This window comes from Tautonia sp. JC769, from assembly GCF_040717455.1.
Lineage (GTDB): Bacteria > Planctomycetota > Planctomycetia > Isosphaerales > Isosphaeraceae > Tautonia.
In genome coordinates this window covers 543,126-562,724 of sequence record NZ_JBFEFH010000001.1, presented here as the reverse complement: position 1 = coordinate 562,724, position 19,599 = coordinate 543,126, and the positions used below count along the sequence as shown (strand labels likewise).

The 19,599-nt window shown below is 68.6% G+C and carries 18 protein-coding genes; 10 read left to right on the top strand and 8 right to left on the bottom strand.

Annotated elements, in window-relative coordinates:
* Positions 1-3 precede the first annotated feature (3 nt).
* The 4 genes from folK to AB1L88_RS02235 all read left to right on the top strand — a co-directional run bounded on the left by folK (position 4) and on the right by AB1L88_RS02235 (position 3,540).
* Positions 4-1,110 (top strand): 2-amino-4-hydroxy-6-hydroxymethyldihydropteridine diphosphokinase, encoded by a 1,107-nt coding sequence (gene folK, locus AB1L88_RS02250; protein WP_367094995.1) that lies wholly within the window; start codon positions 4-6, stop codon positions 1,108-1,110.
* Between the two features lie 104 nt (positions 1,111-1,214).
* On the top strand, positions 1,215-1,709 hold the full coding sequence (smpB, locus tag AB1L88_RS02245) for an SsrA-binding protein SmpB (protein WP_367094994.1): 495 nt from the start codon (positions 1,215-1,217) through the stop codon (positions 1,707-1,709).
* 25 nt (positions 1,710-1,734) lie between these two features.
* Entirely contained in the window at positions 1,735-2,820 is a 1,086-nt protein-coding gene (locus AB1L88_RS02240; protein WP_367094993.1) for a DnaA/Hda family protein, read from the top strand.
* Between the two features lie 165 nt (positions 2,821-2,985).
* Entirely contained in the window at positions 2,986-3,540 is a 555-nt protein-coding gene (locus tag AB1L88_RS02235; protein ID WP_367094992.1) for a hypothetical protein, read from the top strand.
* 276 nt (positions 3,541-3,816) lie between these two features.
* Here AB1L88_RS02235 and glgB read toward each other — a convergent pair whose 3' ends face one another.
* On the bottom strand, positions 3,817-6,078 hold the full coding sequence (glgB, locus tag AB1L88_RS02230; RefSeq protein ID WP_367094991.1) for a 1,4-alpha-glucan branching protein GlgB: 2,262 nt from the start codon (positions 6,076-6,078) through the stop codon (positions 3,817-3,819).
* Positions 6,079-6,431: 353 nt separating this feature from the next.
* Here glgB and AB1L88_RS02225 point away from each other — a divergent pair, with 353 nt between their 5' ends.
* The 3 genes from AB1L88_RS02225 (at position 6,432) to AB1L88_RS02215 (ending at position 10,222) form a co-directional block, all read left to right on the top strand.
* Positions 6,432-7,562, top strand: coding sequence for an ATP-binding protein (locus AB1L88_RS02225; protein WP_367094990.1), 1,131 nt, complete (start codon positions 6,432-6,434; stop codon positions 7,560-7,562).
* Between the two features lie 118 nt (positions 7,563-7,680).
* Positions 7,681-9,774 (top strand): PAS domain S-box protein, encoded by a 2,094-nt coding sequence (locus tag AB1L88_RS02220; RefSeq protein ID WP_367094989.1) that lies wholly within the window; start codon positions 7,681-7,683, stop codon positions 9,772-9,774.
* On the top strand, positions 9,764-10,222 hold the full coding sequence (locus AB1L88_RS02215; protein WP_367094988.1) for a response regulator: 459 nt from the start codon (positions 9,764-9,766) through the stop codon (positions 10,220-10,222). The genes AB1L88_RS02220 and AB1L88_RS02215 overlap by 11 nt, the downstream gene beginning before the upstream one ends.
* Positions 10,223-10,285: 63 nt before the next feature.
* On the opposite strand, the gene AB1L88_RS02210 is transcribed toward AB1L88_RS02215, so the two are convergent.
* From AB1L88_RS02210 to rpmA, 4 genes are all read right to left on the bottom strand, one after another.
* The gene (locus AB1L88_RS02210) at positions 10,286-10,840 is read right to left on the bottom strand and encodes a YqgE/AlgH family protein (protein ID WP_367094987.1); all 555 of its coding nucleotides are present in this window, start codon (positions 10,838-10,840) and stop codon (positions 10,286-10,288) included.
* Positions 10,841-11,000: 160 nt separating this feature from the next.
* Positions 11,001-11,771: a type III pantothenate kinase gene (locus AB1L88_RS02205; protein ID WP_367094986.1), complete on the bottom strand. Its 771-nt coding sequence runs from the start codon at positions 11,769-11,771 to the stop codon at positions 11,001-11,003.
* 78 nt (positions 11,772-11,849) lie between these two features.
* The gene (obgE, locus tag AB1L88_RS02200; RefSeq protein WP_367094985.1) at positions 11,850-12,923 is read right to left on the bottom strand and encodes a GTPase ObgE; all 1,074 of its coding nucleotides are present in this window, start codon (positions 12,921-12,923) and stop codon (positions 11,850-11,852) included.
* 129 nt (positions 12,924-13,052) lie between these two features.
* Positions 13,053-13,325 (bottom strand): 50S ribosomal protein L27, encoded by a 273-nt coding sequence (rpmA, locus tag AB1L88_RS02195; RefSeq protein ID WP_367094984.1) that lies wholly within the window; start codon positions 13,323-13,325, stop codon positions 13,053-13,055.
* A 260-nt stretch (positions 13,326-13,585) separates the two neighbouring features.
* On the opposite strand from rpmA, the gene AB1L88_RS02190 reads away from it, so the two are divergent.
* From AB1L88_RS02190 to AB1L88_RS02180, 3 genes are read left to right on the top strand one after another with little or no spacing between them, the layout of a single operon-like run.
* Positions 13,586-13,858, top strand: a complete 273-nt coding sequence (locus AB1L88_RS02190; RefSeq protein WP_152052311.1) for a WXG100 family type VII secretion target — start codon at positions 13,586-13,588, stop codon at positions 13,856-13,858.
* Between the two features lie 31 nt (positions 13,859-13,889).
* Positions 13,890-14,447: a hypothetical protein gene (locus AB1L88_RS02185; protein ID WP_367094983.1), complete on the top strand. Its 558-nt coding sequence runs from the start codon at positions 13,890-13,892 to the stop codon at positions 14,445-14,447.
* 26 nt (positions 14,448-14,473) lie between these two features.
* Positions 14,474-14,704 carry a hypothetical protein gene (locus AB1L88_RS02180; RefSeq protein ID WP_367094982.1) on the top strand — a complete coding sequence of 77 codons (231 nt, stop codon included), beginning with the start codon at positions 14,474-14,476 and terminating at the stop codon, positions 14,702-14,704.
* A gap of 20 nt (positions 14,705-14,724) precedes the next feature.
* On the opposite strand, the gene AB1L88_RS02175 is transcribed toward AB1L88_RS02180, so the two are convergent.
* The 3 genes from AB1L88_RS02175 to AB1L88_RS02165 all read right to left on the bottom strand — a co-directional run bounded on the left by AB1L88_RS02175 (position 14,725) and on the right by AB1L88_RS02165 (position 19,430).
* Positions 14,725-16,659, bottom strand: coding sequence for a CocE/NonD family hydrolase (locus AB1L88_RS02175; RefSeq protein ID WP_367094981.1), 1,935 nt, complete (start codon positions 16,657-16,659; stop codon positions 14,725-14,727).
* Between the two features lie 58 nt (positions 16,660-16,717).
* A complete protein-coding gene (locus tag AB1L88_RS02170) occupies positions 16,718-18,118 on the bottom strand; it encodes a neutral/alkaline non-lysosomal ceramidase N-terminal domain-containing protein (protein ID WP_367095049.1) in 1,401 nt (466 codons plus the stop codon).
* A gap of 169 nt (positions 18,119-18,287) precedes the next feature.
* Positions 18,288-19,430 (bottom strand): GTPase, encoded by a 1,143-nt coding sequence (locus AB1L88_RS02165; protein ID WP_367094980.1) that lies wholly within the window; start codon positions 19,428-19,430, stop codon positions 18,288-18,290.
* Positions 19,431-19,599 lie beyond the last annotated feature (169 nt).

Sequence of the window (19,599 nt, the reverse complement as noted above, 5' to 3'; positions counted from 1 at the left end):
ACGATGGGCAGCACCCTGGCCTTGATCGCCCTCGGCAGTAATCTCGGCGACCGCTCGCACATCCTCGACCGGGCGATCGCCGAGATCGCTCAATCGGCTGAGGTCGTCGTCCGGGGCGTCAGCCGATACCACGAGACGCCCCCCGTCGGCGGCCCGGGCGGCCAGGGGGCCTTCCTCAACGCCGCCGCGGCGCTCGAAACCACGCTCGACCCGTTCGCGCTGCATCGCCTCCTGATCGAGGTCGAGCACCAGGCCGGCAGGGTCCGAGAGGTCCGCTGGGATGCCCGGACGCTCGACCTGGACCTGATCCTGTTCGGCGACCGGATCATCGAGACTCCGGACCTGATCGTTCCCCATCCACGCTTCGCCGTCCGTCGATTCGTCCTCGGGCCGCTGGCCGAGGTCGCGCCGGACGCCATCGACCCGTTGACCCGTCGCAGCGTGGCGGAACTTCGCGACAACCTCGACCGTCGGCCGGGCTACGTGGTCCTCGACGGAGCCTCACCCGCCGTCTTTACCCGTGTCGTCGAGACACTCTCCGCCGCCGGTTTCGCGTGGTGCAACTGGTTGCCGGAGGACTTCGACGAGGATGCGGGGCCGGAGCGGCTGACCGGCGGCGACGCCTCGACCCTGCTCCGCGACGCGGCCCGCGAACTGCTCCAGGAACGGTGGTCGGCCGAGTACTGGGGGGATCGCTGGATCGTGACCGACCTCTGGTTCGATCGCCTCGTCTCTCTCCCGGATCGATCGACCGACCTTGTTCGCGAAGCCTTCCTCGCAACCATGGCCGAGCTGCGCCGGAGCGTAATCCAGCCGACGTTCGTCGCGGCGACGGGCCAGGCGTGCTTTTTCGGGACGACCGCCATTGACCCGGAGGAACCCCTCACGCGATGGACCGAGCGGCGTCCGAGTTCGTACCCGATCGGATACGACACGCCGATCCTCCGGATTCGGGAGGACATACCCGGCAGTTTCCAGGAACGATGGCGGGAAGCCTGGCTGGCCGGTGACATGCCGCGGGCCCAGGAGCTCGTCCAAGAACGGGAGGTCAGGATTGCCGATGAGATCCTCGCCGCCTGCGAGGCGTCTCGGGCAGGATTCGCCACCTGATCCGCCCCCCACCTTGCCCCCGCTCGGACGGTCCCTTTACAATTCGATCACACGCGACGAGTCCGGCCCGGGCTTCCCGGGCCTCTGTTGGGAAGGACGCTTCGATGGCGAAGAAGGGCGGCGGCAAGACGAAGGATTCGAAGGCGGACGGCATCCAGGTCGTCGCCCGGAACCGTCGCGCCCGGTTCGAGTTCGACCTGCTGGAGAAGGTCGAGGCGGGGATTGTCTTGAAGGGGACGGAAGTCAAGAGCCTCCGCAACGGCAAGGCCAGCCTGGAGGAATCGTACGCCGGGCTCGACCGGGGCGAGGCGTGGCTCTACGGCGTCGACATCCCCGAATACGTCGAAGCGAATCGGATGAACCACACCCCCAAGCGTCCCCGGAAGCTGCTCCTGCACCGCAAGGAGATCGACCGCCTGAAGACGAAGGCGAGCGAGAAGGGCCTGACGATCGTCCCCCTTCAACTCTATTTCAAGAACGGCATCGCCAAGGTCGAGATCGCCATCGCCCGAGGGCGCAAGCTGCACGACAAGCGCGAGGCGATCAAGTCGCGCGAGACCAAGCGAGACATCAATCGCGCCCTCCGCGATCGTTCTTGATCCGACCGGGTGCGAGGCCGGACGCATGGAGGAGACGCCGACACCCCTCGACGACCCCGACCGCCCCGCGCCCGGTCCGCCCCGATCCGGACCCTGGGACGGCTACCTCGTCGGCCCCGAGAACGAGCTGGCCCAGGCCGCGGCCCGGGAACTGGCCCGAGGGGTCAACGACGGCTCCCCGCTGGTCCTCATCGGCCCCTCCGGGTCGGGCAAGACCCGCTTGCTGGAGGAATTGATCGCCGATCGGATCGCCCGCAGGCCCGACGCCTCGGTCTCGCTCGTCACGGCCGAGGCCTTCGCCGACGCCTGCCACCGGGCCGCCGATCGCGAGACCCCGGCCGACTGGGCCGAGGTCCGTCGCAGCTTCCGGGGCGTCGACCTGCTGGCGCTCGACGACCTCCACGGCATGACCCGTTCTCCCCTCGCCCTCGCCGAGCTGGAGCCGACGCTCGATGCGCTCGACGCCGTCGGGGCCTCGGTGGCCGTCTCCGTCCGGGACGATCCCGGTCGCTGGGACGGATGGCCCCGGCGGCTCGCCGATCGGCTCCGGTCGGGCCTGACCGTCCGGCTCGACCGGCCCGGCCCCGCGACCCGACGCCGCTACCTGCTCGACCGGGTCCGCCAGCTCGGCCTGACCGCGACCGCCGAGGCCCTCGACACCCTGGCCGAGGCCGCCGACGGATACCGGCTGCTCGATGGCTGGCTGGCCCGCGCGACGCTGATGGCCCGCGTCGATCGCCGGCCGATCGACCTCGACCTGGTCAACTCCCTGATCCACGACGATCAATCCGCGAGCCCGGGCGTCTCGATCGCCCAGGTGATTCACGCCGTCGCCCGGTCGTTCGGGCTTCGACCCCGCGACCTGCGATCGGCCAGCCGCCGGGCCGCCCTGGTCGAGGCCCGGCACCTGGCCATCTTCCTGGCCCGAGATCTGACCGGGGCCAGTTTTGCCGAGCTTGGCAAGGCGTTCGGGGGTCGCGACTCCAAGACGATCCGCCATGCCTGCCAGGCCACGTCCAGACGCCTCGCGGACGACCCGACGCTCGCCAGCGCCGCCGGGGCGATCCGAAGTCGGTGGACCCCGGAATCCGCCGACCATCCAGGCCCCTGACCGGCCCGGACTCGGCCCGCCCATCCCAGTGGCCTGGAGACCCTGCGTCGTCGGTATCGAATTCGCAGACCAGGAAGCCTGCACGATCTCGCCGGCGACCACCCTGAAGGCAGGGTGGCCCCGCCGACGTCACTTGCTTCACTGCGATTGCCAAGGAGCGACACCATGATTTCGACCCGACGCACCGTCTCGATAGCCCTGAAAACCACCGCGATCGCCGCGGCCCTCGTGCTCCTGAGCGCCGACCCCGCCTCCGCGTGCCACAAGAAGCGGAAGGCACGGTGCAACACCGCCACCCCCGTGGCCTACGGGTGCTCGAGCGCCCCGGTGAGCTACGGTTCCTACGGCGGCGGCTATCACTCGACCCCGATGCCCAGCCACCAGGGGGCCTACGGGATGGCGAGCGGCCAGGGGGCCTACGGCGTCACGAGCAGCCCCTACGCGGCCATGCCCGCCCCGACCGGCTACGGCGTCGGCCAGGGGATGGCCGGCCAGGTCATGTCGGCCCCCGGCCGCATCATGCGCGGGGTCGGCCAGGCCTTGCCCGGCGGCTTCGGCCGAGGCGGCATGGGCTACGGTGCCCCCGGCGCCGGCTACGGTGCCCCCGGCGCCTACGGTGGCGGCGTCGGCTACGGCGCCCCGGGAGTCTACGGCCCCGGTCAGATGGGCGGCTACGGCCCCGGCATGGGCGGGGGCGTCCAGGGCGGTTGGGGATATTGATCCCCCGGCCCTGATCGCATCATCCCGCCTTTCGCGACCCGCGAAACGACCAACGGCCCGGCACCATCCCCCGCGTGATGGTGCCGGGCCGTTCGCGTTGGCGGGTCCGAGACGAGGCGGTTTGTGAGATGATCGCGATCCCCTCCCCGGCCCATCGAATCGGGGGGAGGGGAAGGGAAACCACTCAACACAGAACGATCGGCCTCCCGGATCAACCCGGGAAGCCGATCGCGCAGATCTGCCTCAATCCCAGAGACGGTGGCCGAGGGGGGCGACTCAGGCCGTGTGTTCCGGCTTGAGGATGACCACGGCCAGGGGCGGCAGCGTCAGGTTGAGGAAGCAAGGACGCCCGGCGTGGTGTTCGGGGATCGCTTCGAGGTAGCCGCTGTTCCCGGCATTGGAACCGCCGTAGAGGGACGAGTCGGAGTTGAAGACCTCGCGGTAGCCTCCCCCTCGGGGGACGCCAATCCGGTAGTTCTCGCGCAGGCAAGGGGTGAAGTTGCACACGACGACCAGTTCATCGCCCGGCTGCTTCCCCTTCCGGAGGAAGGCCAGGACGCTGTTCTCCCAGTCGTGCAGCTCCAGCCAGTCGAAGCCTTGCCAGTCGAAGTCGATCTCGTGCAGGGCCCCCTCGGCGCGGTAGATGCGGTTCAGGTCGGCGACCATCCGCTGCAAGCCCTGGTGGTCGGCCCACTGGAGCAGGTGCCAGTCGAGGCTCTCCGACTCGTTCCACTCGCGCCACTGGCCGAACTCCCCACCCATGAACAAGAGCTTCTTGCCCGGATGCGTCCACTGGTACGAGAGCAGGAGTCGGAGGTTGGCCACCTTCTGCCACATGTCGCCGGGCATCTTGTCGATGAGCGACCGCTTGCCGTGCACGACCTCGTCGTGCGAGAGCGGCAGCATGAAGTTCTCGCTGAACGCATAGACGAGGCTAAACGTCAGCACCCCGTGCTCATATTTGCGGTAGACGGGGTCCTTGGCGATGTAGCGCAGGGTGTCGTTCATCCAGCCCATGTTCCACTTCAGGCTGAATCCGAGCCCACCGACGTACGTCGGGCGCGAGACGCCGGGGAAGGCGGTCGACTCCTCGGCGATCGTCAGGACGCCCGGGAACTGGGCGTGGGCCGCCTCGTTGAACTTCTTGAGGAAGTCGATCGCCTCCAGGTTCTCATTGCCGCCGAAGGCGTTGGGCACCCACTCCCCCGGGTTCCGGCTGTAGTCGAGGTAGAGCATCGACGCCACGGCATCGACCCGGAGGCCGTCGATGTGGTACTTGTCCAGCCAGAACAGGGCATTCGCCAGGAGGTAGTTGCGGACCTCCGAGCGGCCGAAGTTGTAGATCTTCGTGCCCCAGTCGCGGTGCTCGCCGAGCCTCGGGTCCTCGTGCTCGTAGAGGTGCGTGCCGTCGAAGTAGCCGAGGCCGTGCTGGTCCCTCGGGAAGTGCGCGGGGACCCAGTCGATGATCACGCCGATCCCGTGGCGGTGCATCGTGTCGACGAACTGGGCGAAGTCGTCGGGCGAGCCGAACCGGGAGGTCGGCGCATACAGGCCGACCGGCTGATAGCCCCACGACCCGTCGAACGGGTGCTCGCTGATCGGCAGCAGTTCGACGTGCGTGAACCCCATCTCGGTCACGTAATGGGCGAGCTGCTCGGCCAGCTCCGCATACGAGAGGTACTCGCCCTGCTGCTCCGCCCGGCGTTTCCAGGAGCCGAGGTGCACCTCGTACACCGAGACCGGGGCATCGAGCCCCTGGTTCCGGGTCCGGCGGCCCATCCACTCGGCGTCGTTCCAGCGGAACTGGTCCACGTCCCAGACGATCGAGGCCGTCTGGGGCCGTCGCTCGGCATAGAACCCGTACGGGTCGGCCTTCGAGACCAGATAATTGTTGTACCGGCTCCTGATCTCGTACTTGTAAACTTCCCCGGGCTGCAGGTCCGGGATGAAGATCTCCCAGAGGCCGGTCGGCCCGAGGTTCCGCATCGGGTGGCGGCGGCCGTCCCAGTGGTTGAAGTTGCCGACGACGCTGACGCGCTGGGCGTTGGGGGCCCAGACGGCGAAGTGGACCCCCCGAATCCCGTCGATCTCCCGGATGTGCGCCCCGAGCTTCTCGTAGGAGCGCAGGTGGTTCCCCTCGCCGAGCAGATAGACGTCGAAATCCGAGAGCACCTGCCCGAAGCGATAGGCATCGACCAGTTGCCAGCGGTGCCCATCGCCGTTCTCGACCGCCAGGCGGTAGGGCATGGCCGTCGATCGGTCGGGGATGACCAGTTCGAAGAGCCCTTCGGCGTGCAGCCGATTCATCGGGATCGGAGTGCCGGGCTCCCCCCCGCTCAGGTCGACCACCCAGGCCTTCGCCGCGTCGGGGAGCATTGCTCGGATCGCCAGGTGAGAACGGCCATCGGCGTCGACGACATGAGGCCCGAGGACACCGAACGGATCCCAGTGGCTGGCATGAATCAATTGCTCGATATCGGAGCCGTGCAGCGTCGGCAAGACAACGGGGGTCGCGTTCGGATGGGTCGTCGTGCTCATGATTTCTTCAAGGTTCTATGAGGGTCCGTAACGATCCAACGTCCTCGGAGCTCGGCCCGGCTGGCTCGTCAGTAAGGCTAGTCATCACGGCGGAGGGCTGCAACCTCAATGCCAAGAACCGTCCCGGACGGACGATTGATCGCAAGTGGCTGCTATGCCATGATGGGACGGATTGCCGAGGGCAGGAATCGACGGCACGGAGCCTGCCAGAACGGTTGGTTGCCCCGGATTCGCCCAGGGACACCGCGCATCAACAGCCGGATGCGCGGTGGCGTTCAGGAAGACCGGACCGACGGATTCCCACGACGCTCCGGGTGGCATGGGTTTGTAGACCGGCTCGCGGACGCAACGGAATGAGCGACGTACTGATCGTCGACGACAGCCCAACGGACCGAGCGTATTTCCGGACCCTCTTGCGGCGGGCCGACTTCCGCGTCTACGAGGTCGAGACCGGCGGCCAGGCCGTCGCCGCGGCCCAGGCGATCCGGCCCCATGCCGTGATCCTCGACATCAACCTGCCGGATATCGACGGGCATCGCGTCTGCCGGGCGCTCCGGGCCGACCCGATGATCTCCGGGATCCCCGTCCTGATGCTCACCGTCCGCGATCACGAGGCCGATGTCCTGGCCGGGCTCGAGGCCGGTGCCGACGACTACGTCCCCAAGGACGCCGCCCCCGAGGTCATCCTCGCCCGGGTCCGGCGCCTCTGCCGCTACCGGCAGATGGCCAATACGTCCCTGCTCAACGAGCAAATGGCCCAGATCGGCCGACTGCTGGCCGGGATCGTGCACGAGATCCGCGGGCCGCTCGGCGTCATCCGGGGCAACGCCGAGCTGATGCGGATGCAATTGAAGCCCGACGACCCGGCCGTCCGCTTCGCCGACCCCATCATCCGGAGCGTCCAGCTCCTGCAGGTCCGCCTCGAGCACCTAATGGCGACCGTCCGGGGCGGCCCCCCCGTGCTCCGCCCCCTGGAACTCGAACCCTTGCTCCGGGAGGCGATCGACTATTTCCGCAAGGGTTCCGACCCGAACCAGGGGCACGTGGAGCTGATCGTCGAGCCGGCGAAGGAGGCACTCCCCCCGGTCCGAGCCGACGCCGGCCGCCTGCTCCAGGTCCTGCTCAATTTGATGACGAACGCCCGGGAAGCGATCCTCGCCCAGTCCGCCCAGGGGACAATCCGCCTCCGCCTGGCGGCCCAGCCCGATGCGAAACGCCCCGGCGTCTGCATCGAGGTCCTCGACAGCGGCCCCGGGATCCCCGAAGACGTGTTGCCGCGCATCTTCGAGCCGTTCTTCACCACCAAGGACACCGGCACCGGCTACGGCCTCTACCTGTCCGCCGAAATCCTCCAGGAACACGGCGGACGGCTCACCGTGCGGAATTCCCCGGAGGGAGGTGCCTGTTTCTCGCTCTGGCTGCCCGATTCGGAGGCAGGAGGCCCGCCTCTCGGCCCAACAGCCCCGTCCACCGACCCTTCCTGAACGATGAGCCCCCTGCCCGCCGGGGCTCGTCTGCCCCGGCCGATGCCGGGGCGGGGGCAAGGCCGAGGCCCGGGCCGATCGCCCCTCTCCGCATCGCTTGACCGATCGAGGCGAACCCATGACCCGGACCGGGAACGGTCGAAGACCCACGATCAACCGCCTGCAACGCGTCGCGGCGGTCGTCGGCGTGCTCGCCGCCTCGATCGGCCTGCTTGCGATCGGCGGGGCCTTCTGGGGGGCCCCTCCTCTGCTCGTCGGCGCCCTGATCGGGGCCGCCCTGGTGCTCCCCGTCGGCCTCGCCTGCGGCATGATCGCGGAACGGGGCCGCTGGGTCCCCCCGGTCGCCTGCATCAGCGAGCACCTGGTCGCCCGGATTGAGGGCCTGGAACAGGGCCGGTCGTCCTCCTGGCCGGAGCTCCGGCCGGACGCCCACCCGACCCTGATCGGATGCCACCGGGTCATCGGGCAGTTCGATGCCGCGATGGCCCGCGTCCAGCGCCGGCTCGCGGCCGCTTCCTCCGGCCCCGTCCGAGAGACCTTGACCCGGAGCGGGCTGTTCGCCCCCCCCTCGGAGGTCAACGGCACCGACAGCTCGTCGGCCGTCTTCGAGACCCGGGACATGGTCGGCCGCCTCGAGCCCGAGTCCCTCCGATGGACGCAGGTCAGCCCCTCGTTGCAGACCTTCCTCGGGGCGGGACTCGAGCGGCTCCGGCGGCACTCGATCCTCGACCTGCTCCATCCCGACGACCGGGTGCCCGCGGACCGGGCGCTCCGAACCGCCTCCGAGAACGGCGAGGCCCTCGGCCTGATCTACCGCATCTCGACCCTCGGCGGGAACCGCCGGGTGGTCGAATTGAACGTCTCGACCCGATACGATGCCGACGGCTCGGTCGTCTATCTCCGCTGCCACGTCACCGACATCACCAACCGGATCCGAGCCCGTCGCAAGGAACGCCGACGCACCGAGGAGCTCCAGCAGCTGAACCGGACCCTCCAGCTGACGAACCAGGCCCTCGCCGAGCTGAAGGACCGCTACAGCGACCTCTATCAGAATGCCCCGGCCATGTATTTCAGCCTCGACCGCGAGGGGCAAATCCTGGTCTGCAACGAAACCCTCCTCCGAACGCTCGGGTACACCCGCCGAGAACTCGTGAAGCGGCCTTACGTCGAATTGCTCCCCGAGGCGCTCCGCCCGTCCTTCCGCAGCCGCTTCGCCGAGTTCCTCACGGCCGGCCGGATCGAGGTCGAGAGCCAGTGGCGCACCCGGGATGGCCGCCTGATCGACGTCTTCGTCACCGCCGTCGCCGTCCGAGACTCCAGGGGGCGCCTGATCCACTCCCGGAGCGTGGCGCAGGACATCACCACCCGCAAGCAACTCGAGGCCGAGCTGCGCCGCAACAACGAACGACTCGCCCGGATCAATGACGAATTGTCCCGGAAGAATACGGAACTCGACGAATTCTCGTACGTCATCTCCCACGACTTGCAGGAGCCGATCCGGACCTTGATCGCCTTCTCCGGGTTCCTGAAGCAGGATTACGCCGACCGGCTCGACGAGCAGGCGACCGAGTATCTCGATTACCTCACCGAGGCCTCGACCCGCATGCGGACCCTGATCCGTGACCTGCTGGAGCTTTCGAGGGCCGGCCAGGCCACCTCCGAGTTCCAGCCCGTCTCGCTCGACGAGGTGCTGGCGACCCTCCGGATCGACTTCGCCGAGCTGATCCGCAGCAAGGGCGCCGAGGTCCGAACCCTCGGCCCGTTGCCCACGATCTCGGGCGATCGGACCCGAATCGGTCAGCTCCTGGGCAACCTGATCGGCAATGGCCTAAAATATAATGACGCGGGCTCCCCGTTCGTCGAGCTCGGCGTCTCCTCCGCCGGGCCGCTCCCGAAGCGGGGGGACCGGGTGACGCTCATGGTCCGAGACAACGGCATCGGCATCGACCCCCAGTATCACGACGCCATCTTCCAGATGTTCCGCCGACTCCACCCCCGCGACCGCTACGAAGGGACCGGGGCCGGGCTGGCCATTTGTCAGAAGATCGCCCGAGCCCACGGCGGTCGCCTCTGGGTCGAGAGCCGCCCCGGCGCTGGATCAACCTTCTTCGTCGACCTCCCACTGGGACAGGCCCCGACGCCGCCGGGGCCTCCCGTCGGCCCGGACGATCGGTCTGCCCCCTCCCCGGACGCCGCGATCCATGTCCGCTGAGTTCCACTTGCTCCTGGTCGAGGACAGCCCCCCCGATGTGCTCATCCTCCGGAGGGCCCTCGCCGACGCCGGATTCAGGCACCGCATGACCGTCCTCTCCGATGGCGAGGAGGCCATGACCTACCTCGACCGGCTCGGCGACCCCTCCTGCCCCACGGACCTGATCCCCGACCTCGTCCTGCTCGACCTGAACCTCCCCGGCCCGAGCGGCTCCGAGATCCTCGCCCGGCTCAAGACCGATCCCATCCTCCGCACCATCCCGGTCGTCGTGATGACGACCTCCGGCCGAGACGAGGACGTCTGGCAGAGCTATCAGGCGGGGGCCAACTCCTTCATCCAGAAACCGGGCGATTTCCAGCGCTTCCGCGAGCTGGCCTCCTCGTTCCGGCGCTACTGGGAGGAGACGGCCATCCGCCCCCCCCGCCGGCCCCCGACCGGAGACCGCTGATCCCCGGGCGAGCGCCGGAATCCCCCCTCCGAACCCGGGACGGCCGGCAGGCCCCGGCTCCGCTCAATTCAGGCTGGGATCGTTCGGCAGGTCCGGCAGGCCGAGTGCCCCGGCCAGCAGGTTCGCCGAGACGCGACGCATCAGGGTTTCCCAGAGGGAGTCATCCCCCCCCGCGAGGGCCAGGTCCCGGTCGGCCGGGATCACCCGCCAGGAGTCCTGCGCCAGCTCCAGCTCGAGCTGGCCGGCCCCCCAGCCGGCGTAGTTGGCCAGGAACATGGAAGGCTCGACCCGCTGCTGGATCAACTCCTGGATCTTGTCGGGATCGATGGTCGTGTACAGCCCCTCGACGACCGATTGATCCGAGAACTCCTCGACCGCGTGCAGCACCATGAGCGGGCCGGGGACGGGCCCCCCCAGGAAGATCGGCTTGTCCCAGTCATCGGGCTCGTTGAAGACCTTCCGGGAGATCTCGGCGATGGTCGCGCCGGTCGGCCGGTTCAAGATGACCCCGGCCGCCCCGGTCTCGGAGTGCTCGACCATCAGCAGGACGGTCCGAACGAAGTTCGGGTCGGCCAGGGAATTCGATGCGATGAGGAAGTTTCCCTTGAGGCTCGTCATCGCCTTCAGATCCCGGGTGCCAGGGAGGAGTGCAAGGAGGCGGAGGAGCGGGCGGCCCGAGCGTCCGATCAATCCCGGGTCGTGCCGCCCTCGGCTGCGTGCGGAACAGGGATTCTAACGGTTGCCGACGGCCGAGTCGATTGGCTGCTCACGGCAAGCCTCAAGCGGCCCCGAACCCGGCCAGCGCCGCCCCCATCAACACCAGGTCCGGCTCCACCCGGGCCGATTCCCCCGACACCCAGGGGCCGAGGATCGGGGCGTCGCCCCCGGTCCAGATCACCCAGGGGCTCGCCCCGAGCCCGTCCCTCTGGCGAACCAGGAGCTCTCGGATCGCCCCCACGGCCCCCCAGAAGAGCCCGGCCTCGAGCGCCGGGATCGTCGAAGATCCCCAGGCCGCCGGGGCCCGTTCCGGGCCGAGTCCGGGCAATCCCGGCAATTGTGCCGTCCCCGAGTGCAAGGCCCTGGCCGCAAGGCCCGGGCCGATGGCGATCGCCCCCCCGAGCCAGCACCCGCCCTCGTCGACCCGCTCGACCGTGATCGCCGTGCCGCACTGGACGACGATCCCCGGCCCCTCCTGCCCGGCCAATCGGAGCGCCGCCAGCACCGAGAGCGCCCGATCGGCCCCGGTCTGCCCGGGGGAGTCGAGCCGGTGCGGCACCGGCACGTCGGCCGCCGATCGGAACCAGCGGATCGGCCCGACCCCGGCACCCTCCAGCAAGGCTCCCAGCCGGTCGGCCGCCGGCGGATTGACCGTCGAGATCGCCGCAGCGACCGACGCCGAGCCCGCGGTCAGCCGATCGACCGCCGCCTGCCAGCCCCGATCGTCATTCGACGCCGTCGCGAAGGAGTCGACGATCCGCCCGCCGAGGTCGATCCGCCCCCACTTGAGGCGCGTATTGCCGACATCGATCACCAAGCGGTCGAACGCCACCAGCACCCTCCCGGAAGGCTTGATGAGGCCACGGGCGGAACCGTGCGAGCCTCCGTCCAGGTCCCCCGAAGGAGTCGCTCAACGCCCCTCGAGCACGTCGGGGGCGGGAGACGCCCCCTCCTGCTTCTGCGCCTTCCCCTGCCCCTCGTCGTCGTCCGAGTGCTCCCGGACCCACTGGAGCACTTCGAGGATCCGGCCGATGAGCTGAGGAATCCCTTTGCCCGTCACGGCCGAGAGCGTCAACGGCTCCCGGCAGAGTTCGTGGGCGATCCGATCGACCACCTCGTCGGCCCCGGTCACGTCGAGCTTCGAGAGGACCAGGATCTCGGGGCGGTTCGCCAGCGCCGGGCTGTACTGCTCCAGCTCGTTCCGGATCGTCCGGTAATTCTCGACCGGATCGGAGCCGTCGATCGGCACCGCCTCGATCAGATGCACCAGGACCTTCGTCCGCTCGACGTGGCGGAGGAACTCGTGCCCGAGGCCGTGCCCCTGGTGCGCCCCCTCGATCAGGCCGGGGATGTCGGCCACGATGAACGAGTCGTCCTCGACGATCACCGCGCCGAGGTTCGGATACTTGGTCGTGAACGGGTAATCGGCGATCTCGGGATGCGCCCGGCTGATCCGAGAGAGCAGGGTCGACTTGCCCGCGTTCGGCAACCCGATCAGGCCCACGTCGGCGATGACCTTCAACTCCAGGTCGATCGAGCGTTCCTCGCCCGGCTGGCCCGGCTCGACCTGCCGGGGGGCGCGATTGACCGAGGACTTGAAGTGCTCGTTCCCGTGCCCCCCCTTGCCCCCTCGGGCCACCACGACGTGATCGCCCGGGATCTTCAGGTCGCGCAGGATGTGGCCGTGGTTGTGGTCCCGGACGATCGTCCCCGGCGGCACGTCGATGTAGACCGTCTCGGCACTCTTGCCGTCCCGGCTGCTGCCCTGGCCGTGCTGCCCGCGTTCCCCCCGGAAGTGACGCATGCCGGACAGGTGGGCCAGGTTGGTCAGGGCCTCGACCGCCCGCACGACCACGTGCGCGCCGTGGCCGCCGTCGCCCCCGTTCGGCCCTCCCCGGGGGACGTATTTCTCCCGGCGGAAGCTGAGGCAACCGTTCCCACCATCGCCACCCTTGACGTGCAGCGTCACCCGATCGACGAACATCGGTCCCCCAGAGACGCAAGACGCCCGGCGTCCATTCTCCCCCTCAAAGGGCCGGCCGCCGGGCATCCCAATCGCGGTGCAGGTTCACTCTCACCCCGGAGATCGGGGCGAGGCATGTTGGGCCGGGGCTCAGGCGTGCGCCCCGGCCTGACCATTGGTGGCCGGGATCACGTTGATCCGCCGCCCGTCCTGGTCGAAGTAGACCTTCCCCTCGGTCAGGGCGAAGATCGTCCAGTCGCGACCGACCCCGACATTCTTGCCCGGCCGCCACTTCGTGCCGTGCTGCCGGCAGATGATCGCCCCCGGCCTGGCGAGCTGCCCGCCGAAGAGCTTGATGCCCAGCCGCTGGGCATTCGAATCGCGGCCGTTGCGGCTGGAGCCTTGACCTTTCTTGTGAGCCATCGCGGTGTGACCTTACTTGCTTGTTCGTTTTCGAGATCTGATCGAAACGCCATGCTCCGATCACCGTCATCGAGCGATCGGCGCGGGGCGAACCGAGATGGCCCCGCCGGGACGGGCCATTCTACCGATCGCGGGCGGCCCCGGGCAAGACGAGCTGCCAAAACCCGATCGAGCCGACGCCTTTACAGCGTCTCCGACGGGTCGTTAGTCTGGAACCTTCGGGAAACACCTCGTCCGCTCCCGCCTCGGAGCCCGCCGACATGCCGCAAGCCCACGTCGACCCGGCCGAGCTGCGCCGGTTCGCCCAGAGCCTCAAGCAATTCAACAACGACCTGCAGAGCCGGATGACCGTCCTCAACGGCCAGCTCAACAACCTCGGCTCCACCTGGCGCGACCGCGAGCACGACAAGTTCGCCGAGGAGTTCCGCCAGACCATGAACGTCGTCTCGCGATTCATCCAGCTCTCCGAGGCCCATGTCCCCTTCCTGATGAAGAAGGCCGAGAAGATCGAGGACTATCTCCAGCAGCGCTGAACCGCCCCCGCAATCGCAGGAGCCGGCACCGATGGCCGAGCAAGCCCGCGTCCAGTCGATCGAGGCCCTCACTCGCTTCCGGGCCGCGGTGGCCGAGTTCGGCGACGGCGCGCGGAACGCCCTCGCCGGGATCGACATCGAGCTGCGACGCGTCCGGGACTGGCTCGAGCACGAGCAGCCGCGCTACTGGAAGGGCCAGATCAAGCTCTGGGACCAACGCATGGCCGAGGCCCGATCGGCCCTGCACCGCAAGAACCTCCAGCGCACCGACGGCTTCGTGCCCGACGTCACCCAGGAAAAGGAGGCGCTCCGCGTCTGCAAGGCCCGGATCGAGCAGGCCGAGCGCAAGCTCGCCTCCATCCGCCGCTGGGTCCCCCAGTACCAGCACGCCCTGGCCGAATACCAGGGCAGGACCCGCAGCCTGGCCGACGCCTCCTCGATCGACGTCGCCCGGATGCTCGCCATGCTCGACCGCATGATCTCGGCGCTCGAGGCCTACGTCAGCACCGCTCCCCCCCGAGACCACCCCGGCTCGCCCCCTCGCTCGCCGGCGAACGATGCCCCCGATCCCCCCGAATCGCCGGCCTGATCGCCTTTCCCCGGAGCCCCCTCGCCATGCGACCGACCAACATCACCGCGGGCGGCGCCAAGCTGCAACACGACCTGAAGTCGCTCCGCGCCCGATGGGACCAGACGCGGGACGAGTGGGACGACGCCGTCAGCCGGGACTTCGAGGCCAAGCAACTCGTCCCCCTCGAACACGCGGTCGCCCAGGCCCTGCACGGCATCGACGACCTGCAACAATTCCTCTCCCGGATGATCAAGGAGATCGGCCCCGACGACTGATCGCGAGGCCGCCCCTGCCACTACTCGGCGGATCCCGGGAGCAGCGAGATCTCCAGGTGGCTCGGGTACTCCACCGAGTGATAGACCCGGTGCGTCTGCCTCGTGAAGTCGTCCTCGTCCGCTTCAAAAATATTCGGCACGAAGGTCTGCGGGTTCCGATCGAAGAGCGGGAACCAGCTGCTCTGCACATGCACCAGGATCCGGTGCCCCTTCTTGAACGTGTGGAAGACGTCCTGCAGGGGCAGGTCGACCTGCGAGACCGCGCCGGGCTCGAACGGCTCGGGGGCCTCGAACCCGTTTCGGAACCGCCCTCGGATGATCTCCCCGCGCACGAGCTGCTCATAATCGCCGAACTCGACCCCCTCCGGGGCGTGCCCCTCGGCCGGGTGGTCGCCGGGATATTCGTCGATCAGCTTCACGACCCAATCGGCATCGGTGCCGGTCGTCGAGACGAACAGCCGGGCGATCATCGGCCCGGCCAGCGTCACGTCCGCTTCGAGCACCCGCGACCGGAACGTCAGCACGTCCGGCCGCCTCGTGGCGAAGCGCTGGTCGTCGGTCATGTACGCCCGGGGGGTCATGCCGATCCGGATCTCCGACGAGTCGGGGACCGGCGTGCTCGGGTCGCTGATGAACTCCGAGAACGGTTCCCGATCCTCCTCGCCCGGCGCATTGGCTGCAAGGGTCCGATCGTCCCCGAAATAGAGCTGGGCCGCCTTCACGCCCTCGGGAGGCCATCGATCGAACTCCTCCCAGCGCTTCAGGCCCGTATCGAAGGTCAACGCCTCGGGCAGATCCGGCCCCGGGTCGTCCGGGTCATTCCCCTCCTTCAAGAAATGGCGGAAGAACCGGGCCTCGACCCCTTCTTGATACGCCGTCGAGAGCCCCTCGCCGAAGGGGATATTCCCCGTCACCTGGGGGCCGTCCCCATTGCGTGCCCAGTCGCCATGACCCCAGGGTCCCATCACGAGCATGTTGAAGGTGTTCGGATTGTCGCGTTCGATCGCCTGATAGATGTTCAACGGCCCATACAGATCTTCGGCGTCGAACCAGCCCCCGACCGTCATCACCGCCGTCGAGACGCCCTTCAGGTGGGGCAGAATCGCCCGCTTCTGCCAGAATTCGTCGTAATTCGGGTGCTCGACCAGTTGCCTCCAGAAGAAGTTGTCCGGGCCGTAGTAGCGATCCGCATTCTTCAACGGGCCGAGCTCCAGATAGAACTTGTACCCATCCCGGGTGCCCGGGTCGACGATGTCGAACCACCTCGAATCCACCGGCCCGTCCTTCTGATAACCGAAGACCGGGGTGATCAGGAAATAGGCAAGCGTATACGCCCCGTTGTGGTGGAAGTCGTCGAAATAGAAGTCGGCGATCGGCGCCTGGGGCGACGCGGCCACCAGCGCCGGATGCGCCTCGGGCAAGGCCGCGGCCGTGTAGAACCCGGGGTAGGAAATCCCCCACATCCCGACCCGACCGTTATGCCCCTCGACATTCTCCAGCAACCAGTCGATGGTGTCATACGTGTCGGAGCTCTCGTCGATCGCCGCGTCGCCCGGGACATGCGGCCTCATATTGTCATACGATCCCTCCGACCGGAACCTCCCGCGGACGTCCTGATAGACGACGATATACCCCTCGTCCATCATCGCCCGCGACGGCCCCACCAGAGGCCGATACTCGTCCTCCCCGTACGGGCTGCAGCTATACGGCGTCCGGCTGAGTAGGATCGGATACGGGTTCTCGGCCGACGCGTCCCGGGGCCGATAGACGGCCGTGAACAGCCGGACGCCGTCCCGCATCGGGATCAGGTGCTCGGTCTTCTCGAACCGCTCCTCCGCCGTCATCGGGGCGGCAACCGCGCCCTCCTGGGCCGTCGCGGCGGCCGGCAACCCGGCGAGGACCATCGCGGCGAGCACCGGGCCCGGACGCGACCAGTTGAAGCGTTGCGTGTTCATCAAGGGGATTATCCACCTGGGAAGGGCCGGGGAGGGCGATCGACGGGGCGATCACGGGTCAGGGCGTTTGCAGGTCATCGAACAAGTCCAGCAGCACGTCCCGGATCTTCTCCGAGGCGTCCCGCTCGACCCGATTGGTGCCGAACCAGGTCTCGTACCCCCCCAGGTCGTGATGCCGGGGTGTCGGCAGGTAGCCGTACGACCCGTTCGCCAGCTCGATGGTGAAGCTCCGTTCGAACGGGCTCCGCTCCTTCAGTTCCAGCCCGGTCTCGACGAACACCTCGAACGGGATGGCCGCGATCCCCACGTCGCCGACCCGGATCGCCTGCAGCAGGATCGAGACCTCCCGGGGCGCATCGGCCGCCCGGAGCACCCGCTCGGCGTAAATCCGCTCCAGCGGGTGATCGCGCGGCCCATCCTCGGGCTTGTCCAGCGTCCGATCGGCGAACTCCAGCAACTCCTCATCGGGGACCCGGGCCGCCAGGGTCAGCTCCCGGGTCGCGGCCCCCAGGGGCACCCACGAGCGGAACTCGACCCCCTGGTGCGCCTCGGCGACCGCACGGGCCACCTCGTCCGCCACCTGCCGGATCTTCTCGTACGGCTCCATCCGCCGCCCGGGAGATCGGAAATCGATATTGTTGATATCCCCGCTCGTCCCGTTGCTCATCATGCCCACGAACGGCGGGTCGACCCGATCGGCGTCGAGCAGCTCCCCGATCCGATCGGCGAACACCCCGAAATAATCGGCGGAGACGTGCCCCGACGGCACCCCGCCGACATAGTGCAGCGAGTAGTTCGCCAGCAACGCGATCGGCCGGCCATCGGCCGACTGGACCGAGAGGAAGGCGACCTCCGGATCGGTCGGGCCGGCCGGCTCCACCAGATCCGAGCTCCCCCGCGGGGGGTTCATCCTCACGCGGTCGGTCCCCCCGAACGGATTCGGCAGCGCCTGGCCCGGCGTGAGGAACCATCGGCGGTTGAAGACCTGGCCGGGGACCTGGGCACTCCCCCAGGCGATCCGGGCCGGCTCCAGGTTCGCCGCGGCCCTCGCGATGCCGTCCGCGATCCGGCGTGCCAGGAACGCCGGATACCCGCTCAGGTCGTCGAGCGGCGCCAGCCGATCCAGCCCCCGCGCCGGGGTCGCCGAGTGCGTATGCGTCGACGCGATCAGGATCCGGTCCCCCGGGATCCCGCTCGACTCCTCGGCCAGCGAGCGGGCCACGTCCAGCACTTCCCGAGCAATGCCGACATTATCACACAGCACCACGGCGATCCTGGTCTCGCCGTCGTCGAGCACCAGGCAACGCGCATGCAGCTCGTCGTGGACATGGGTCGCCGGCGGCGAATTCCAGTTGCCGACGATCGGCTCGCCCAGCGGCGGGGTGATGTTGCTCGTCGCCGCCCCGGCATGCAACACGCGCTCTCCCTCTTCCGAGGCAAACGCTAAGGAGACCGCCATCAGCCCCCAGACCATCGCCGGGATTGCAACGTACCATCGAATGCCTGGAAGGTGTCGAATGCTCATTCCTGAAATCTCCACTTCGTTGCTCGATCAAGCGATCATGGCTCGGACGACCGATCATGCTCCGCCCGATCCGGGTCCGCAAGACCTCGGCCCATGCTTCTCATCAGGTTCCTTGCGATCGAAGCCGATCGAGTGCTCGGCCCGCGTCGTCCCCTCGACCTTCCCGAACCAGACGGAGCGCGTCAATCAATTGCTCGCGTTGTTCCGCTCGGAATGGCAAAGCCTCCTCAACCCGTGGAGGATCGGGAACCAGGGTTCTCGAAACGATTGCCACCAGTTCCTCCAGTCCATCGCCCCGTTCCGCCGAAATCTCCAGCGCCGCTCCCCCTCCCCACGAGGCTTCCGGCTCCCATGCGGCGGGCAAGTCGCACTTATTGCGAACGATCACCGCATTCGCATACTCCGCAACCAATGCTCGATCGGTCTCCGTCAGCGGTTCCGACTGGTCCAACACCAGGAGCACCAGATCGGCCCCCTCGTGCCGCGAACGAGCCCGGGTCACCCCCCCCGATTCGATCGGGTCGAGCGTCTCGCGGAGCCCCGCCGTGTCGGCGACCTCGACCGGCCAGCCGTCCAGCGCGATCCTCGCCGTCACCACGTCGCGCGTCGTCCCCGGGGTCGGCGACACGATCGCCCTCCCATAGCCGGCCAGCGCATTGAGCAACCGGCTCTTCCCCACGTTCGGCCGCCCCGCCAGCGCGACCCGCCACCCAGCAACCAGGCGACACCCCACCTCCGCCCGATCGATGAGCCTCTCCAGTCGTCCGATCGCCCCCGCCGGGTCGACACTCACGCCCTCCCGGATGGCCTCAAGCTCGAGATCGAGCGCCCCCTGCGCCTGCGCCAGCAGATGCCGAGCCGCCCGATCGGTCCCCGCCGCCGACAGATCCTCGAAGGCCATCGCCCGGATCGGGGAGCCGAACCGTCGCGAATTCCAGTCCCCCGCCGGCCGCCGCCGCACGCCGATCCCCTCCAAGGCAGCGACCACCAACGCCACCGCCGCCGGCCCGCCGTGGCACTGGACCTCCACCTCGGCCGCCCCCCCCGGGCCGTCGACCAGCAACGCGACCACCTCGTCACCGGTCCCCTGTCCCACCCGCCCCACCCTCGGCCGCCTCGCGGGCGATCCCGAGAGCGGCGTCCCGCGATGAGGCCGGAAGACCTCGTCCGCCGCCCCCACCGCCCCCTCTCCCCACACCCGGAGCACCGCGATCGCCCCCCTCGACGGCGACGTCAACAGGCTCACAAACGGCCCGTGTTGAGAATCAGAACAAGCGTTCATTGCGTGTCAGTCGCGAAAGAAGAAAACGAGAATGAGACGACCTCGCCCGATCGCCCGCGCACCTCGGGCCGTCGCCTCCGGGGACGCCCACGCGCAACCCTCCCAACCGGCCGCTCGGACGCCCGAATCGGTT

Excerpts from the sequence above, each read along its gene's own strand:
- AB1L88_RS02180 (WP_367094982.1), top strand. The coding sequence starts at position 14,474 with ATGCGACCGACCAACATCACCGCGGGCGGCGCCAAGCTGCAACACGAC.
- obgE (WP_367094985.1), bottom strand. The coding sequence starts at position 12,923 with ATGTTCGTCGATCGGGTGACGCTGCACGTCAAGGGTGGCGATGGTGGG.
- smpB (WP_367094994.1), top strand. The coding sequence starts at position 1,215 with ATGGCGAAGAAGGGCGGCGGCAAGACGAAGGATTCGAAGGCGGACGGC.
- AB1L88_RS02170 (WP_367095049.1), bottom strand. The coding sequence starts at position 18,118 with ATGGCGGTCTCCTTAGCGTTTGCCTCGGAAGAGGGAGAGCGCGTGTTG.
- AB1L88_RS02220 (WP_367094989.1), top strand. The coding sequence starts at position 7,681 with ATGACCCGGACCGGGAACGGTCGAAGACCCACGATCAACCGCCTGCAA.
- AB1L88_RS02185 (WP_367094983.1), top strand. The coding sequence starts at position 13,890 with ATGGCCGAGCAAGCCCGCGTCCAGTCGATCGAGGCCCTCACTCGCTTC.
- AB1L88_RS02225 (WP_367094990.1), top strand. The coding sequence starts at position 6,432 with ATGAGCGACGTACTGATCGTCGACGACAGCCCAACGGACCGAGCGTAT.
- AB1L88_RS02215 (WP_367094988.1), top strand. The coding sequence starts at position 9,764 with ATGTCCGCTGAGTTCCACTTGCTCCTGGTCGAGGACAGCCCCCCCGAT.
- AB1L88_RS02240 (WP_367094993.1), top strand. The coding sequence starts at position 1,735 with ATGGAGGAGACGCCGACACCCCTCGACGACCCCGACCGCCCCGCGCCC.
- folK (WP_367094995.1), top strand. The coding sequence starts at position 4 with ATGGGCAGCACCCTGGCCTTGATCGCCCTCGGCAGTAATCTCGGCGAC.
- AB1L88_RS02235 (WP_367094992.1), top strand. The coding sequence starts at position 2,986 with ATGATTTCGACCCGACGCACCGTCTCGATAGCCCTGAAAACCACCGCG.
- rpmA (WP_367094984.1), bottom strand. The coding sequence starts at position 13,325 with ATGGCTCACAAGAAAGGTCAAGGCTCCAGCCGCAACGGCCGCGATTCG.
- glgB (WP_367094991.1), bottom strand. The coding sequence starts at position 6,078 with ATGAGCACGACGACCCATCCGAACGCGACCCCCGTTGTCTTGCCGACG.
- AB1L88_RS02175 (WP_367094981.1), bottom strand. The coding sequence starts at position 16,659 with ATGAACACGCAACGCTTCAACTGGTCGCGTCCGGGCCCGGTGCTCGCC.
- AB1L88_RS02190 (WP_152052311.1), top strand. The coding sequence starts at position 13,586 with ATGCCGCAAGCCCACGTCGACCCGGCCGAGCTGCGCCGGTTCGCCCAG.
- AB1L88_RS02210 (WP_367094987.1), bottom strand. The coding sequence starts at position 10,840 with ATGACGAGCCTCAAGGGAAACTTCCTCATCGCATCGAATTCCCTGGCC.